The sequence below is a fragment of the Reichenbachiella sp. MALMAid0571 genome, assembly GCF_040151475.1.
Taxonomy (GTDB): Bacteria; Bacteroidota; Bacteroidia; order Cytophagales; family Cyclobacteriaceae; genus CAXBNB01.
Genome location: NZ_JBDKWG010000067.1, coordinates 1 through 16,352 on the forward strand (window position 1 = coordinate 1; position 16,352 = coordinate 16,352).

The following is a 16,352-nucleotide window of genomic DNA, read 5'->3' on the forward strand; positions in this document are numbered from 1 at the left end:
AAAGACCTACTTAAATCTACAGGTCAACCAAATCCACAGACCGAAAAACCCATAAGACTATCTGCCAAATACCAACTACGGTTCGTTCAACACTACATTCATGCTTGGCCTATCGGCCGCACGAATGCTTAGTTATTGGCGTGTCGTTGTTTTTGCTGTATTGAGTGTGTAGTCTTTGCACTATTTTTCCGCAATTTCTTTGAGCTTATTCAAAGCCTTTGGATAAGTCTTGTTGAAAAAATCAATGTAGTCTTCCATTGCATCTAAATCTACTGTTACGGTTGTCACTCCGTTGTTTTCTTCAAAAGAGTAATTTTCCAATCCACCTGCCCATTTTTCAACTTCAGCACCTTCGGTAATTTCATTTTCACCGTCTAAAATTCCGTAATGGCGAATGGAAACAAACCGGAATGGTATGTTGTCCGCAATTTCAGATACCATTCCGCCCCGTTTACCATTTTCATCCGTTCCGATAAAGTATATTTTTGCCCCCTTTTTCCAGCTTCCTTCATAAGTTGAGGTTGGATTAAATTCGGATGTCCATTGCTCGTATGTTTCAATATTGCCAATACCAAGCATAGTATTGTAAGTCTTCTCAGCCGATGTGTCAATGTCTTTCTTGAATTGTAGTTTTTTCATGATTTATGCATTATTTAAATTTTTGTTTCTGTGCTTTATAGCCGTTATTAGCGGCTGTTTTCATTTGGTCTCTTTAACATTTCCAACACATAATCTCTGTACCATTTAATTTCACATTTGGCTATGTAATTTTTGAAGAGATTTACTTTTTCAGTATCACTTACCTTCTGTATAAGGATCTTACCAAGTTCAATATTCCAATACCTGTTTCTTTCTCTTATGTGATGTATTTGTTTAATAAAGTTGGTTTCCTTTTTAGTGATTCCCAATTCTTGAATAATTTTATTGACTAAAAGGTCGTGCTTGCTGTCAAATGAGATATTAGCATCTTGACATAAATCAACATAATCGCCCATAATGTCTAGTAAACAAAATGCTGAATCTGTGTCGTTTATCGATTCTAAAGTCCGATTGAACCAGTAAAATGATTGTTCATATCTTTTCAAAAGTCTGTTCGTTCTTATTAATAGGAGCGAATTTAGGTGGTCAGATTGTTTTCCTTCTCGTTTTTTGATTTCATCGACTTTCTCAAAATATGGCAAGGCTACTAAATATTCCTTGTTCTCAAAATGGATGAGTCCTAGTTGTTTTGCTACTTCAATTTCTACAAATATTTCATCGAAATCTTGCTTTACCGTTTCAACATAGTTTAGGAATGTATTTATTCTCGTTGCTGAATCAGCGTCTTTTAGTTCATTATGAATTTTAAGAATTATATCCTTAGACAAGAATTCTCTATTTCTTCCTCTTGGAGTCATTATTTAATTTTCTTCAGTAATGGCCGCTAAATTTGAGATATACACCATAGTGGTAATATAATACTTGCCTTATACTTTTCTTAAAAGTAGGCAAACCGAATGGTAATTGAAAATGGATGCCTCAAAGTTGTGGGGTTCAATTGAGGTGTAGTCTGTACCTCTGATTGCTCTACAGATTTTATTCAGAATAGAGTGGTTAATTGAGCTCGCATAACTGGTACAAGTATGAAAAGGTTTTGGTTTTGGTTTCTTTCGTCGTTAGGGCTTCCAGTGAAGAGAGTGTCTTTATTGGGTGAGAGTGTGCCAAAAGTAGTTCATGGCAAATTTTTCAGGCTGTATCCCAATGCTTACAATATCAGTTGGTATGTCCAAAGGGGAATTTATGAAGCCCGGTTTATGGACAGCAATTATTCTGCTGATACCTTCTTCAAGCCAAATGGAGAGGTTTTGAAGCAATTTAAGATCACAAAATTTTCAGAATTGCCAAAGCATGTGGTGAAAAACATCTTAAAAGATGCAAGTGGTTATTCGGTAGTAGATGTACTGGTGGATGAGTATCACAACGACCCGAGGTTTAAAATCACATTTCGTAAGGAAAAACACCTGTTCGAAACCGAGTGTGATTCTCAGGGCAATATTTTGAGCCGGGTAGAAATCTAAATTAATTAAAAGCCTCGTAGTACACTTTTTCGCTCATGTTGGACCAAGGCACCATTTTTTGACGGAAGGAGTTGAAATGCTCAAACACTTTTTTACTTAGAGAATCGGTATCAATCAGTTCCTGAATCACCTCTTTGGACAAATCTTTAAGATGTCCCATTACTTCATCCGGGAAACGTCTAATATCAACCTTTTCTTCATCCACGAGTTTAGATAGATACAGGCTGTTTTTTGCTTCAAACTCTGTCAGCATCCATTGGTTGAGGCGGTAGGTAGCTGTCTTCACAATTTCCTGAAGGTCGGTTGGCAGGTTTTGTAATTTGTCCTTGTTGAAGATCATTTCCAGGATAGTGCCAGGCTCATGCCAGCCGGGGTAGTAATAGTATTTCGCCACTTTGTGAAAGCCCATTTTATAATCGTGGTACGGGCTGATCCATTCTGTGGCATCAATGACGCCACGTTCCAGATTAGTAAAGAGTTCTCCTCCAGCTACGAGCATTGGTGTCCCTCCGGCTTTTTTCAGCACTTTGGCACCAAGTCCGGGGATTCGCATTTTTAACCCTTTCAGATCTTCCATAGCGTTGATTTTACGGTTAAACCAACCACCGGCTTGTACGCCTGTATTGCCTCCTGGTAGGGCTATCAGGTTAAAAGGTTCATAGATTTCATTCCAAAGTTTGTTGCCACCTGCATTGATCACCCAGGCATTCATTTGCTGTGCATTCATCCCAAATGGCACAGAAGAGAAAAATTGAGCGGCAGGGATTTTGCCTGCCCAGTAATAGCCCGAGCTGCTACCCATTTCTACCGCACCGCTACTCACAGCATCGAATACTTCCAACGATGGGATCAGTTCACCACCTCCGTAAACCTCTACTTCCATCCTTCCGCCAGACATCACTTCAATCCATTTGGCAGCCAGCTTACAGCCCTCTCCCAGTACTGGAAAATTGGGCGGCCATGTCGTCACCATTTTCCATTTGTACGTCTTGTTGAAGTTCACCCCAACCGATTCGATCTTCTCTTTGTTGCTACAAGAAGCTATGATCCCTGCTCCTCCTGCCAGTACGGCCATGCTTCCTTTTTTCAGAAACCCTCTTCTTTTGATGTCCTTCATGTATGTGTTGAAAGTTGTAAAGGCAAATTAATCGAAATTCGTGTGAATCTAAAATGTCAGTTTTTTGGAGCTAAAGCATTGGACGAAATAATCTCAGTGATATTATTGCATCTAAGATCTCTATAATTCAGGAAGAGAAAGATTGAAAAACAGAATTGGTGTGCTAAGGGAAAATATTGTAAATATTTTTTCGATGAGCAATCCTGGCAAACTCTATGGTATCGCCATCTACAAAAACACCAATTCTAATATTACCGGAGCGAATTCTATAAGCATCGGAAAAACCTACCAGTTTCTTGATATTTGGAAATATCATCAATAGAGTTGCATTTCCGAATGGTTTGAATCAATTGGAGGATGACTTTTTTGTCTTTTGGTTGTTTGATCTTATCCAAGTCCTTGCAGAACTTCTTGAGAAATTTGATGTGCATTTATCAAACTTGAAGTTTGCTCAGTATTTCATCTTCTAAAACTACCTCAGAACGATCTACGTCTTTCATGAGCATTGATAAGCCTAAGTCCTCTAGCTCTTCATCGGAGAGTACTTTTGATGCCACTCCCAACTTTTGAAGTAATTCAGAAACGAATTTCAATTCTTCCTCATTTTTTGGATTAATTACTATTGAACTCATACCGTAAATATATAAAATCGGATTAAAAGATACTAATCACGGCTATTGACCAGCATTGGTTTTTACCAATCTCCGTCAATGTTGCAGGCTTGGATATAAAAAAGATGAAAAATCGGTCAATCTGTCTTTTTTTCAAAAAAACTGCAACTAAAAATTGACATAATGTCTTGTAATAGAGTTGTTTAAGCATTGGCTAACTATTTGATAAGAAGCTTTTAGTACATTGAACCAAAACAACAAAAAGATGAATTTTAACATATATACAATCAAATCGCAGGAGGTTTTGAATAAGGCAACAGAGATAGCCGGGACTAGTGGTCAGCAAGCCATTGAGCCGGGGCATTTGTTGAAAGCAATTCTTAAAACCGATGAAAATGTCATTGGTTTTCTCCTTAAAAAACTCTCCATCAACAAAGAATCCATAGAGGCTAAAGTAGATGTTATCATAGACTCCTACCCAAAGGTGTCTGGTGCGCAACAGCCTTATTTATCCAATGACGCTGCTGCTGTTCTTCAAAAGGCAGAAGCGGCAATCAAAAAATATGGAGACGAGTTTGTAGCTGTTGAGCATTTGCTAATTGGACTGCTGGAAGGAAAAGACAAAACTGCCGGATTGTTAAAAGAGCTTGGACTCAACAAAAAAGATTTAGAAGATGCCATCAAAGAATTGAGAGGAGGTAATACCGTGAAAGATCAAAATGCAGAATCAAAATACAGGTCGCTGGAGAGATATTCCATCAACCTTAATGAAAAAGCCAAAAGCGGAAAAATAGACCCGGTTATTGGCAGAGATGAAGAAATCAGAAGGGTACTTCAGATTTTGTCAAGAAGGACAAAAAACAACCCTATGTTGGTAGGTGAACCCGGTGTGGGAAAAACTGCTATTGTGGAAGGAATGGCTCAGCGTATAATAGATGGTGACGTTCCGGAAAATCTTAAATCTAAAATTCTCATTTCGCTGGACATGGGTCTGTTGGTGGCAGGAGCGAAATACAAAGGGGAATTTGAAGAAAGATTGAAGTCGGTAATCAAAGAAGTGACGGATTCCAACGGGGAAATCATACTTTTTATAGATGAAATCCATACACTGATTGGTGCCGGTGGAGGAGAAGGAGCTATGGATGCTGCCAACTTATTGAAACCTGCATTGGCTCGTGGTGAGCTGCATGCTATCGGAGCAACTACCTTAAAAGAATACCAAAAGCATATTGAAAAGGACAAAGCACTTGAAAGAAGGTTTCAGGCCGTGCTAGTCGATGAACCTGATGTTCAGGATGCTATTTCCATACTTCGTGGAATCAAAGAAAAATATGAGGTGCACCATGGGGTGAGGATAAAAGACGATGCAGTAATTGCTGCTGTGGAGTTGTCTAACAGATACATTACTGATCGATTTTTACCTGACAAGGCTATTGACCTGATGGACGAAGCGGCTTCTAAAATCAGGATTGAAATCGACTCACTTCCTCAGGAGCTGGATGAGTTGCAGAGAAAAATTATGCAGTTGGAAATAGAAAGGGAGGCCATCCGTAGGGAGAAAAACAAAAGCAAAGAAACTCAGCTTTCTAAAGAGATTTCTGAGTTGTCTGGAAAAAGGGATGACCTGATGGCCAAGTGGAAAAATGAAAAAGCTGTGATCCAGGGTATCCAACAGGAAAAGGAAAATATTGAAAAATATAAAACGGAGGCTGAACAGGCTGAGCGGGCAGGAGACTTTGGCAAAGTAGCCGAAATCCGATATGGTAAAATCACTGAAAGTGAAAAAAGGCTGGATGAATTTAAAGCCAAACTGAAGGAAATGCAGGGAGAAAGCACGCTCCTGAAGGAAGAAGTAGATGTGGAAGACATTACAGAAGTAGTGGCTAAATGGACAGGAATACCTGTTTCTAAGATGCTCCAAAGTGATGTGGAAAAATTACTCAACCTGGAGAATGTGCTTGGTCAAAAAATTGCCGGACAAGAAGAGGCAATTGGTGCGGTGGCTGATGCTGTACGAAGAAGCAGGGCAGGGCTGCAAGATCCTAAGAGGCCGATAGGCTCGTTTATCTTCCTGGGTACAACTGGTGTTGGTAAAACGGAGTTGGCTAAGGCTTTGGCAGACTACCTTTTCAACGATGAAAACTCTATGGTGAGAATAGACATGTCGGAGTACCAGGAGCGACATGCTGTAAGCAGGCTGATAGGTGCACCTCCGGGATATGTCGGCTATGACGAAGGAGGACAATTGACGGAGGCAGTGAGGAGAAAGCCATATTCTGTTATCCTGCTGGATGAAATTGAAAAGGCTCACCCTGATGTATTCAATATTTTGTTGCAGGTATTGGATGATGGACGATTGACCGATAATAAAGGCCGAATCGCAAACTTTAAAAATACCATCATCATCATGACTACCAATATTGGGTCTGGATTGATTCAGGAACGATTTGATCATTTGGATGACAAGAATGTGGATGAAGTCATTGAAAATACCAAAAATGAAGTATTTGAGTTATTGAAAAAATCAATGAGGCCCGAGTTTCTCAACCGTGTGGATGAAACAATTATGTTCCGACCACTGACCAGAGAGAACATCAGAAAGATTGTTGGCATTCAGTTTAAAATAATTCAGAAGCGATTAGAAGAGTCTGGCATAAAAATTGAATCAAGCAATCAAGTGCTGGATTATCTCGGTCAGCAGGGGTACGATCCACAGTTTGGAGCCCGGCCATTGAAGCGAATAATGCAACGATTGATCCTCAATGAATTGTCGAAAGAAATTCTTGCAGGAAGAATCAACAAAGATGCTGTAGTCGGCATCACATTGAATGACAATAACGAAATCGAGTTTATTAACCTCGATGACGTAGAGATAATAGGTTAGTTGGTTATGTTTTGAGTTTGTCCCCTCGGGTGGTTCTGAGGGGACTTTTTTTGTGCCCAAAACTTTAATCGTGCTTATTTTTCATTTTGAGACCACTCCAAAACCAATCGTTATAGAATGTCATAAGTAGGTGAATTCAGGTAGAATGTAGAGACAATATTATTTATTTTCGTATTAGTGAGTAATAAGAAAAAATATGGGTCGCTTATTTCACTTTCTCAACGTACACAATCGGGTTTACTACCACCTTCTTTTTTGGTTATGCTATTATATCTATAGAGTACTTCTCTATGGAGATATCAAAAATACTTTTGAAAATGTAGCTTATGTACAGGCTCTGGAAATTATTTTGAAAATTGGTATTGTTTACTTTGTCCTTTTTTTTCTTAAGCCACATTTTTTCAATACTAAAAGGTACTTCTACTTCTTATTGACTTTAGTCATTACAATCTGTGTAGCATCTTATTTGCAATTATATATTATATGGTTTTGTGTAAATCTTGGAATTTATGCTGAGCTGTCTTACGAACAGATCTTTTCCCGATGGAAGTTTTTTAGTACTATGGGGCACATCAATTCAATTCTGTTTGTAACTTTTGTAATTAAAGTGGTAAAAGAAGCTTTTGAAAATGCTCAGGTTAATTCTAACCTTCTAAAAGAAAAACTGGAAGCTGAGTTACAGTTTCTTAAGTCACAAATAAACCCTCACTTCTTTTTTAATACACTGAACAACCTCTATTCTCTGACTATTAAAAAGTCTGGACATGCACCTCAGGTGGTTTTGATGTTGTCGGATTTAATGTCATATATGATTTACGATACTGTGAATCAAACCGTAAAGTTTAGCAAGGAATTGAAGTTTATTGAAAACTACGTCGAACTTGAGAAGTTACGATATGGTGATTTTATTAAAGTAACGATTTCAGTTTCTGAGGATTTAGGAGAGTTGGATATTCCGCCATTATTATTTCTTCCTTTTATAGAAAATGCCTTTAAACATGGAGTAGCCAAAGGTGAATCAATTAATTTCATAGAAATTTCATTCGATGTGAGGGGTGATAAACTGTATTTTACAGTATTGAATACCAAACCATCGGGAACTCGAATTGAGGAGGACAAAAATGGTGGTATTGGATTGGTCAATGCAAAAAGGCGATTGGCTATTTTATACCCAAATGGGCATAAGATGAAAATAGACAATGGTGTCCAATCTTTCAAGGTTGAAGTGACTATAGACCTAAAGAATTTAAATCAGGAGATGCATGAAAATAAGTTGTATAGCAGTAGATGATGAGCCTTTGGCACTGGAGTTGGTCGAAAACTTTGTTTCCAAAATAAGTCAATTGCAACTCAAAATGAGTTTTCGAAAACCGATTGAAGCGATTGATTTTTTATCAAAAAATTCTGTCGATTTGGTGTTTTTGGATATTCAGATGCCACTGCTGAATGGACTTGAATTTGCCGAAATATTAAAATCGTCAAATGCTCCTAAGCTGATTTTCACTACAGCCTTTAGAGAGTTTGCCGTAGAAAGCTACGAACATAAAGGCGTTGATTATTTGGTTAAACCTTTTTCGTTTCAAAGGTTTTTGCAGGCGGTAAATAAGGTAATAGAACTCAAATCTATGACTTCAGGTTATATCAATATAAAGTCTGAGAGCAAAACTTTTAGAGTATCGTTTGATGATATCGAGTACATCGAAAGCTTCAAAGATTATATCAAGGTAAACACATCAGAAAGAAGTCTTATATGTTATCAGCATATCTCAAATTTTGCAGAACAGTTACCGTCAGATTTGTTCCTAAGGATTCATCGTTCATTTATAGTTAACCTATCCAAAATTATTTCTTTCAATTCATCGTACTTGGAACTTGGCTCGGAGGAGTTGCCTATAGGGAGAAGTTATAAAGAAAAAGTAATGTCAATTCTGGGCTAAATCAAAGATTGACGCCAGTCGCATAAGAAATCCAATTATTGCTGTATGTGGTGAGGTTCATGTTGTTTACAGGTAAAGCAAATATTTTACCACCATGCAGAGGTTTATACTTTCAAATTAATCTGTCATTTAAAGTATAAAATCATGAATAGCACAAAAAAATCTTCCACATGTTTATTTCTCCTGATGTTCTTCTGGTTCTTAAATCCGATAACCATTTCATGGACAAATGCTCAAGAACTAAAAGTAGCAAAATACTGGACTATTGAAAATAATATCAAAGACAAGTCTTACACCATAGTGAGGTATTATGGAGAGAACGATGAATTGGTATTGGAGAAGAGAATCGAAAAGAAATTTATAAAACTCAATAAACGAGACATTAGAAAGCTCAACAAGAATTTGGCAGCTTACAATGCAGGGATTAAAAAAGAAGCGTACCTGACCGAAAAGAAATAGTACTGCATTTCTCCAATAAATAATAAAGAGTAGAAAGAAAAAATGCCTCATCGGAAACTTCCGATGAGGCATCAATTATTCGTTTTATGTCTATTTATTTATAACTATCCGCATGGACAGTTTTGACAGCTCGTCCTGATGGATCATTCATGTTTTGGAATGATGCATCCCATGCCAAAGCTTCAGCTGTGCTACATGCCACAGACTTCACCGAAGGCACTGTTTTAGCAGCAGATTCCGAAGGAAAATGCCCTTCAAAAATGGTACGGTAGTAATACTCCTCTTTGTTTTGCGGAGGATTTACTGTGTATCTATTTGCAGCGTTGGCTAGTTCCTCATCGGAAACTGCTTCTGCTACTACTTCTTTTAAAGTATCTATCCAGTTGTATCCTACACCGTCAGAAAATTGTTCTTTCTGTCTCCAGGCAACACTTTCCGGCAAGTAATCTTCAAATGCCTTTCTCAAGATCCACTTCTCCATTTTGCCGTCTTTGGCCATTTTGTCTTCTGGATTCAGAGTCATGGCTACATCCATAAATTCCTTATCAAGGAATGGCACTCTGCCTTCTATTCCCCAGGCAGCCAAGGATTTATTTGCTCTCAGACAATCATACAAATGAAGTTTGTCGAGCTTTCTGATTGTTTCTTCATGAAATTCTTTGGCATTAGGTGCTTTGTGGAAATACAAATACCCTCCAAAAATCTCATCAGCACCTTCACCAGACAACACCATTTTGATGCCCATGGACTTGATCACCCTTGCCAGCAAATACATGGGAGTAGATGCCCGTATGGTCGTCACGTCATAAGTTTCAAGATGATAGATTACATCCTTAATAGCATCTAACCCTTCCTGAATAGAGAATAAAATTTGGTGATGAACAGTGCCAATATGATCCGCTACCTTCTGAGCTGCTGCCAAATCGGGAGATCCTTCCAAACCAACGGCAAATGAGTGGAGTTGAGGCCACCATGCTTCTTTTGAGTCTTGGGTTTCTACACGAAGGGCTGCATATTTTTTAGCAACCGCAGAAACAATAGAAGAGTCTAGTCCACCAGACAGCAATACTCCATAAGGTACGTCTGACATCAATTGTCTATGAACAGCATCTTCAAGTGCCTTGCGCAATTTAGCTATGTCCGAAACATTGTCTTTTACAGTATCATAACTTGTCCACTCTCTAGAGTACCAGGTTTTGAGTTCACCATTGGGGCTATACAAATATTGCCCTGGAGGAAACTCCTCAATTTTGGTACAAACACCTTCTAAAGCTTTTAATTCTGAAGCTACATAGAAACTGCCTGCATCGTCCCATCCCATATACAATGGAATGATACCCATGTGATCTCTTGCGATCAGGTAAGTATCATTGTTTTGATCGTATAATGCGAAAGCAAAGATACCGTTCATTTTATCTATAAAATCAACACCAAATTTGTTGTAAAGCGCAAGAATGACTTCACAATCTGACTGAGTTTGGAATTCGTAATCGCCATTAAGTTCTTTTCTCAAATCCTGGTGATTGTAAATCTCTCCATTGGCAGCTAAAACCAGCTGTCCGTCTTTGCTGTATAGTGGCTGACCACCAGAGCTTGGATCTACAATTGTTAACCTTTCATGAGCCAAAATAGCTTTGTCACCACAAAATATTCCAGACCAATCCGGCCCTCTGTGACGTATTTTCTTCGACATTTCGAGTACTTGAGGACGCAGTTCCTGAGAATCACTTTTCAAATCAAATACTCCCACAATTCCACACATAGTATATGTTGCTTTTAGTTTTAGTTTGTTTACAACCTGCCCTTTTTCAAAACAGTTGGCAAAGTAACTTCCAAATTTTTTATTCGAAAAGAATTTCTTTACTTCATTCAATAGATTGGCATAATTATTAGATGATTTTTAATAAAATTAAAATTAACTGTTCTAATTTTTAACAAAAAAGCCTAAACATCAATGTATTGAGTTATATGGTTCTTCTTTTAATTCAATACATTCGCTATTTTAGACCCATGAAAAAATTTACAGGCTCTTTTTTAATGCTGATTTGCTTTGTGTCATCGGCTTATTCTCAGGATAAAGACTATGCAGTATCTATGCAAGCGGATACCATCAAAGGGAAGATGAATATTATTGATAATCCGCTATCAGGTCACAGTCTTGTGGTGAAAGCAGGAAAAAAGAAAGAACAATATCCATCATATAAAATTTCTCATCTTTATAAAAATGGCGATACTTACCATGTAGCAAAAATTGAAGGAAAGTATCAATTTATAAAACTGATCCAAGAGGGCTTTTTGAGCCTATACCGATACTCACCAAGCGACCAACAATCGGCTCAGATGTTTCAGGGTTCCATACTTATTACCAAAGATGGACGACAAAAAGTTGTGCCCAATTTAGGTTTCAAAAAACAACTTGCTGAGTTTTTGGAAGATTGTAAAAGTGTGAGTATTAAAATTGAAAACGGAGAATTAAACAAGAAGGATTTAACTGAGATCATTGATGAATACAACGCTTGTGTTCCGCAGGACTACACAGCCAAACCCGGGGATATTGTGGAGGAAATAGTTTACATCCCTGATACATCGAAAATTGATGAGCTGATATCCGGCGTGAAATCTGATGCTGATTTGTCTTCCAACAAAGAGTTGCTGGAAATACTTGAAGACCTCAAGAAAAGAAAAGAAAATGGAGATGACGTGCCAGGCTATCTTTCCAATATTCTAAAAAACAACCTGCAGGGCAAAGAGGATTTGTTAAAGCTATTGACAGATATTTTGGAAGAATAGACTGCTATAGACGTTTATTCACTTCACCCTTAATTTTAAAAAGCCCGGAAGCACCTTGATATCAAAAGGAGGTGATCCGAGAAATTCTCCATCTATGTGACCTACAATTAGTGGATTCCCTTCAATCCTTATTGATTTGATTTTATCAAAATGGACTTGCTCCATGCTTCTATGAGTACCTTTACTTAGTTTGTGAATATTGAGAAACCGATTGATAGGTGAAATATTTCCTATTGAGCAGACATCTAAAAATCCATCTGAAATCCGGGCATCAGGGGTGAGTTTGAACCCACCGCCAAAGGTTGTGCCATTGGCAGCTACCAGTAATAATGTGTGTTTATCGTATTGTCGCCCATGTATGCCATACTTAAGAGGAATGGTTTTGAAAGTTGCCAGTATTTTCAGCACGTGATAATAGTACTTCAGGTGCCCTTTGAGCCATGATTTTTTGTGTAGCATATCCGAGACGATTTGCCCGTCAAAACCCAATCCTACACCATTGAGAAACAACTGTTCATTGCATTGTCCTACATCAACCCTCATGACTGATCCATCAATGATGGTTTTGATTTGATCGTCTATTGTGCGGCCAATATTGATGTTTTTGACAAAATCGTTACCTGATCCTGCCGAAATAATGTTGAAAACGACATTGTAATTTTTGATGCCATTCAGGGTATGATTTAAAGTGCCATCACCGCCCACTGCTATTACATCGGTAAAGGTTTGGTCTATTTTAAAATCAATGGAGGCAGGAGTGCTTTCTCCAGCTTGTGTTTCCAGCAAGTGATAAGCAATTCCTGATTTACGCAATTCAGGAATTAGTTTTTCTAATATCTTTTCGGATTTTAGCCTTCCGGATGCAGGGTTGTAAACAACCAGAGCCTTTCGTTTCAAGTATTTTGCTATTTATTTTTCTATGTAAAATAAAAAATCCTTGCTTAGTCTTAGCATCAGGTAGAGATTTTATCTGAGTTTACAGTTTTCTCTGAAAACTGATTCTGTTTTCGATTATCCATCCTATTTAGTAGTTTTAAAAAGATAAGGTATGTAAAGTACAGGCTCTAAGATTGGTTGTTAGGGTTATGAAAAAGAATTAGTTATTTTCTAGCCTTTGTTGGACTTGTGACCAACAAACCACAAGTGACAAATTTTTCACTGGAATAAGGTCAGAGACGTTTGATGTTTGCAGGTCACAAGACCTGCAAAGGCAGCCTAAAAACCGATTCTGTTTTCAATTACCCATCCAATTCAGCAGATTTAAAAAGGATAGGGTACGTAAATATGAGTGCCAATGAGTCATAGGTTGGCATTGGACAAAACACTAATTTGCTATATATTTGAATATGCTAACAAAAGCGAAAGTTATACACGCAATCAACAAACTCCCATCTGAGTTTTCAATGGATGAAATCATAGATGAACTGCTTTTGATTCAGAAGATCGAAAACGGGTTGGAACAGTCAAAAAATGATGATGTAATTTCTGATGAAGAACTTTCCAAAGAACTTCCTGGATGGTTAAACTGAACTGGACACCTCAAACCAAACACGACCTAATAGCCATTGCGGAATACATCGCTCAAAATTAGCCTTTGTTGGACTTGTGTCCAACAAACCACAAACGATAGTTCTTCAACTACGAAAAGTAATGCACATTGAATGTTTGCAGGTCACAAGACCTGCAAAGGCAGCTAGAAGTTTTTATCCGCCAGATTTTCACTCTTCCTTAACAGTACCCTACAGATTTTTCTCCAAAAACTCTGTCATCATGGTGAATAAATGAATGCGGGTTTTAAGTCCTCCTATGCCGTGGGCTTTGTCCGGATAGTAGAATGTTTGAAATTGTTTGCCTTCTTCTACCAGTTTGTTCACCAGATTCATAGACACCTGATAATGCACATTGTCATCACCTGTGCCATGTACGAGCAGGTAGTTGCCTTGCAGCTTGTGTGCGTGCTTCAGCAATGAATTGTCTTCGTATCCGCTAGGATTGTCTTCGGGTCTTTGCATGTACCGTTCGGAATAGACCGTGTCGTAATGCTCCCATGAAAATGGAGCGACAGAAATACATGCTTTGAAAACGCCTGCGCCACGCATCATGGCTACTGAAGACGCATAGCCACCATAGCTCCATCCCCAGATTCCGATTCTGTCTTTGTCAAAAAACGGAAGTGAACCGAGGTATTTTGCTCCTTCTATCAGGTCGATGGTTTCCAGATTTCCCATTTGTCTGAAAGTCTGTTTTTTGAAAGCATCACCCCTTCCCCCTGTGCCCCGTGGGTCGATCACAGCGATCACATATCCTTTTTGTACCAGCATTTGATGCCAGTAATAATTGCTGCCACTCCATGTGTTCAGCACATTTTGAGAGCCGGGCCCACTGTATTGGAAAATCAATACCGGGTATTGCTTGGTGCTGTCAAACTCTGCTGGCTTGAGAAAGTAGCCGTTGAGTACCGTGTGGTCAACAGTTTCGAAGGTAAAAAATTCCTTTGGTCTTATTCCAAACTCTTTAGCCGTTTCGATTTGGTCCGCATTGTTGACCAAGGTGTCTATTAGTTTATTTCCTTTGGATGACATCAGGGCGATACTTCTGGGCTTGGTGGATGAGTCGTTGAATAACATATAATACTTGAAATCCTTACTGATGTCCATCGAGTTTGTGCCGGGAGATACGCTCAACTTGGTTTTTCCTTTTCCATTAATATCTATTTTGTAAATGTGACGCTCCAAAGGAGAGTCTTCGGTGGAGGTATAATAAATTACCGGAGTTTTTTTGCTTTGATCCAAGCCTATAAACTCATCTACTTCCCAATTTCCTTTTGTTATTGAGCCGATATGTTGGCCGTCCATGTTGTGGAGGTAAAAATGATTGAATCCATCACGTTCGGGAGAAGAAAAGATAAACTGAGTTTTGTTGTTGAGGTAGATTAGGTCATGGCTTTCATATACATCAAGGTATTTTTTGGCCTTTTCATAAAAAATCAACAGTGCCTTTCCTGTTGCCGCATCGGCATGATAGACATTAAGTTTGTCCTGTAGTCTGGTCAGTTGCATGATTGAGAGCAGGTTTGGATTTTTTGTCCATTGGATTTTTGGGATGTAAACATCAGTGTCTTTTCCTAAATCAACCTTCAGGGTCTTAGAAGTACCTATATCAAAAATGTGGACAGTTACCACTGAGTTTTTCTCTCCTGTTTTGGGGTATTTGTATCGATAGTCTCTCGGGTATTTCGCACCCTGATCCCAATATTGCAAGTTGTATTCTTTTACTTCCGATTCATCAAATCGCAGGAATGCGATCTTTTTTCCATCAGGTGACCACTCAAATGCCTTGGTTAGTTTCAGTTCTTCTTCATATACCCAATCCGAACTTCCGTTAATGATTTTTCCAACTATCCCATCTTCTGTTACAGCGTATTCCTTTTTGGTTTTCAAGTCAACATAGAAGAGGTTGTTGTCTCTTACAAAAGCCACTTTGGTATTGTCAGGTGAAAACGTCACATAAGATTGCCTCCCATTTTCAGATACCTTTTTTAGCTCCTTGTTTGCAAAAGTATAGATGTAATATTCTCCAGTATATGATCGCCTGTAGATGCCTTTTCTTTCGGTCAGGAAAATGATTTTTGTTTCATCATCACTAAAGTAATAATCATTGATGCTGATATTGAGCGAGTTTCCGTTTGCGAGTACTGCTACTTCTTTTCCGGTGGTGACATCAAACTTAACAACCTGATTTGAAATGAGGGCAGTATAATATTGCCCGTCATTCATCCAGTTGAGGCTGCCCAGATTTTCCTCAGCAAAAGTACCGTTATAAATGTCTTCTATGGCGATTTGCTTTTGGGCATTCGCCAAAAGACTAACGAAAGTAATAAGTAGGATTAGAGTGCTTCTCATAGATTCTATAGTTTAATACTTTTTGCAAATATATGAGAATAGAATTATGTCATCTGTTTCAATTATTCCAAATAGAAATTATCGTTTAACACTGGTTGAATTTCCTTTTAAGTGGGAAATTTAAAGACAGATTTTTTTGCGTATAATGAAAATGGGAATCTAGACTATTGGGATGTTTACCTGCAAATTCGGAAAAAAGGTTTGCAAAATAAAGCGTTTCTACAAGTATCCAAGAAGGAGAATATTGGTTCCTTTTATCAGGGAGTAAAAAAATCTTTCAAATTAATAAACCTTATCACGGTTGGTTTTGTATAGCTCTGTAGCAAAGCCTAAGATTGTGCAGAGCAGCAGCAATTTTGAATACCCGATCCCTGACCTGATAAGTTTTGAGCCTGATTTTATTTCGAATGATCTTGAGCCTTTTCACCCCGCTAAAAGCATGCTCCACCTTTATCCTTGCTGATCCAATGGCTTTATTAACCTGCTTTTGTAATTGGGTTAACTCTTTGTTGTGAGGCTTCTTAAATGGCAAGATTGCATTTGGACAATTCTTTTCTATCCCTGCAAAACCTAAGTCTGCCAATAGGTTATGATC

At 38.3% G+C, this 16,352-nt stretch carries 16 protein-coding genes; 7 read left to right on the plus strand and 9 right to left on the minus strand.

What is annotated here, in order from left to right; genetic code table 11:
* Window positions 1-180: 180 nt before the first annotated feature.
* Together AAOP42_RS00955 and AAOP42_RS00960 are read right to left on the minus strand one after the other, a co-directional pair.
* On the minus strand, window positions 181-639 hold the full coding sequence (locus AAOP42_RS00955; RefSeq protein WP_349526575.1) for an SRPBCC domain-containing protein: 459 nt from the start codon (window positions 637-639) through the stop codon (window positions 181-183).
* Window positions 640-686: 47 nt separating this feature from the next.
* The gene (locus tag AAOP42_RS00960; RefSeq protein ID WP_349526576.1) at window positions 687-1,397 is read right to left on the minus strand and encodes a tetratricopeptide repeat protein; all 711 of its coding nucleotides are present in this window, start codon (window positions 1,395-1,397) and stop codon (window positions 687-689) included.
* Between the two features lie 225 nt (window positions 1,398-1,622).
* Between AAOP42_RS00960 and AAOP42_RS00965 the strand changes: the two genes are divergently transcribed.
* A complete protein-coding gene (locus AAOP42_RS00965) occupies window positions 1,623-2,057 on the plus strand; it encodes a hypothetical protein (protein WP_349526577.1) in 435 nt (144 codons plus the stop codon).
* 1 nt (window position 2,058) lies between these two features.
* Here AAOP42_RS00965 and AAOP42_RS00970 read toward each other — a convergent pair whose 3' ends face one another.
* From AAOP42_RS00970 to AAOP42_RS00980, 3 genes are all read right to left on the minus strand, one after another.
* Window positions 2,059-3,174 (minus strand): TRAP transporter substrate-binding protein, encoded by a 1,116-nt coding sequence (locus tag AAOP42_RS00970; protein ID WP_349526578.1) that lies wholly within the window; start codon window positions 3,172-3,174, stop codon window positions 2,059-2,061.
* 163 nt (window positions 3,175-3,337) lie between these two features.
* The gene (locus AAOP42_RS00975) at window positions 3,338-3,490 is read right to left on the minus strand and encodes a type II toxin-antitoxin system RelE family toxin (RefSeq protein ID WP_349526579.1); all 153 of its coding nucleotides are present in this window, start codon (window positions 3,488-3,490) and stop codon (window positions 3,338-3,340) included.
* A 118-nt stretch (window positions 3,491-3,608) separates the two neighbouring features.
* Window positions 3,609-3,806, minus strand: a complete 198-nt coding sequence (locus AAOP42_RS00980; protein ID WP_349526580.1) for a hypothetical protein — start codon at window positions 3,804-3,806, stop codon at window positions 3,609-3,611.
* A 244-nt stretch (window positions 3,807-4,050) separates the two neighbouring features.
* Between AAOP42_RS00980 and clpB the strand changes: the two genes are divergently transcribed.
* From clpB to AAOP42_RS01000, 4 genes are all read left to right on the plus strand, one after another.
* Window positions 4,051-6,669: an ATP-dependent chaperone ClpB gene (gene clpB / locus AAOP42_RS00985; protein WP_349526581.1), complete on the plus strand. Its 2,619-nt coding sequence runs from the start codon at window positions 4,051-4,053 to the stop codon at window positions 6,667-6,669.
* Window positions 6,670-6,865: 196 nt separating this feature from the next.
* Window positions 6,866-7,960 carry a sensor histidine kinase gene (locus AAOP42_RS00990; RefSeq protein WP_349526582.1) on the plus strand — a complete coding sequence of 365 codons (1,095 nt, stop codon included), beginning with the start codon at window positions 6,866-6,868 and terminating at the stop codon, window positions 7,958-7,960.
* Window positions 7,932-8,606: a LytR/AlgR family response regulator transcription factor gene (locus AAOP42_RS00995; protein WP_349526583.1), complete on the plus strand. Its 675-nt coding sequence runs from the start codon at window positions 7,932-7,934 to the stop codon at window positions 8,604-8,606. The genes AAOP42_RS00990 and AAOP42_RS00995 overlap by 29 nt, the downstream gene beginning before the upstream one ends.
* Before the next feature lie 144 nt (window positions 8,607-8,750).
* Window positions 8,751-9,065, plus strand: coding sequence for a hypothetical protein (locus tag AAOP42_RS01000; protein WP_349526584.1), 315 nt, complete (start codon window positions 8,751-8,753; stop codon window positions 9,063-9,065).
* A gap of 94 nt (window positions 9,066-9,159) precedes the next feature.
* Here AAOP42_RS01000 and asnB read toward each other — a convergent pair whose 3' ends face one another.
* Complete coding sequence (asnB, locus tag AAOP42_RS01005; protein ID WP_349526585.1) at window positions 9,160-10,938, minus strand: asparagine synthase B; 1,779 nt, start codon at window positions 10,936-10,938, stop codon at window positions 9,160-9,162.
* Between the two features lie 137 nt (window positions 10,939-11,075).
* On the opposite strand from asnB, the gene AAOP42_RS01010 reads away from it, so the two are divergent.
* Window positions 11,076-11,855, plus strand: coding sequence for a hypothetical protein (locus tag AAOP42_RS01010; protein WP_349526586.1), 780 nt, complete (start codon window positions 11,076-11,078; stop codon window positions 11,853-11,855).
* An 18-nt stretch (window positions 11,856-11,873) separates the two neighbouring features.
* Here the strand turns inward: AAOP42_RS01010 and AAOP42_RS01015 are convergent, their stop codons facing one another.
* Window positions 11,874-12,752, minus strand: a complete 879-nt coding sequence (locus AAOP42_RS01015; RefSeq protein ID WP_349526587.1) for a diacylglycerol/lipid kinase family protein — start codon at window positions 12,750-12,752, stop codon at window positions 11,874-11,876.
* A 449-nt stretch (window positions 12,753-13,201) separates the two neighbouring features.
* Here AAOP42_RS01015 and AAOP42_RS01020 point away from each other — a divergent pair, with 449 nt between their 5' ends.
* A complete protein-coding gene (locus AAOP42_RS01020; protein ID WP_349526588.1) occupies window positions 13,202-13,384 on the plus strand; it encodes a hypothetical protein in 183 nt (60 codons plus the stop codon).
* 210 nt (window positions 13,385-13,594) lie between these two features.
* Here the strand turns inward: AAOP42_RS01020 and AAOP42_RS01025 are convergent, their stop codons facing one another.
* Entirely contained in the window at window positions 13,595-15,757 is a 2,163-nt protein-coding gene (locus AAOP42_RS01025; protein ID WP_349526589.1) for a S9 family peptidase, read from the minus strand.
* Window positions 15,758-16,052: 295 nt separating this feature from the next.
* The coding region (locus AAOP42_RS01030; RefSeq protein WP_349526590.1) for a transposase family protein at window positions 16,053-16,352 on the minus strand (300 nt) is incomplete at its 5' end.

Excerpts from the sequence above, each read along its gene's own strand:
- AAOP42_RS00955 (WP_349526575.1), bottom strand. The coding sequence starts at position 639 with ATGAAAAAACTACAATTCAAGAAAGACATTGACACATCGGCTGAGAAG.
- AAOP42_RS00960 (WP_349526576.1), bottom strand. The coding sequence starts at position 1,397 with ATGACTCCAAGAGGAAGAAATAGAGAATTCTTGTCTAAGGATATAATT.
- AAOP42_RS00965 (WP_349526577.1), top strand. The coding sequence starts at position 1,623 with ATGAAAAGGTTTTGGTTTTGGTTTCTTTCGTCGTTAGGGCTTCCAGTG.
- AAOP42_RS00970 (WP_349526578.1), bottom strand. The coding sequence starts at position 3,174 with ATGAAGGACATCAAAAGAAGAGGGTTTCTGAAAAAAGGAAGCATGGCC.
- AAOP42_RS00975 (WP_349526579.1), bottom strand. The coding sequence starts at position 3,490 with ATGATATTTCCAAATATCAAGAAACTGGTAGGTTTTTCCGATGCTTAT.
- AAOP42_RS00980 (WP_349526580.1), bottom strand. The coding sequence starts at position 3,806 with ATGAGTTCAATAGTAATTAATCCAAAAAATGAGGAAGAATTGAAATTC.
- clpB (WP_349526581.1), top strand. The coding sequence starts at position 4,051 with ATGAATTTTAACATATATACAATCAAATCGCAGGAGGTTTTGAATAAG.
- AAOP42_RS00990 (WP_349526582.1), top strand. The coding sequence starts at position 6,866 with ATGGGTCGCTTATTTCACTTTCTCAACGTACACAATCGGGTTTACTAC.
- AAOP42_RS00995 (WP_349526583.1), top strand. The coding sequence starts at position 7,932 with ATGAAAATAAGTTGTATAGCAGTAGATGATGAGCCTTTGGCACTGGAG.
- AAOP42_RS01000 (WP_349526584.1), top strand. The coding sequence starts at position 8,751 with ATGAATAGCACAAAAAAATCTTCCACATGTTTATTTCTCCTGATGTTC.
- AAOP42_RS01010 (WP_349526586.1), top strand. The coding sequence starts at position 11,076 with ATGAAAAAATTTACAGGCTCTTTTTTAATGCTGATTTGCTTTGTGTCA.
- AAOP42_RS01020 (WP_349526588.1), top strand. The coding sequence starts at position 13,202 with ATGCTAACAAAAGCGAAAGTTATACACGCAATCAACAAACTCCCATCT.
- AAOP42_RS01025 (WP_349526589.1), bottom strand. The coding sequence starts at position 15,757 with ATGAGAAGCACTCTAATCCTACTTATTACTTTCGTTAGTCTTTTGGCG.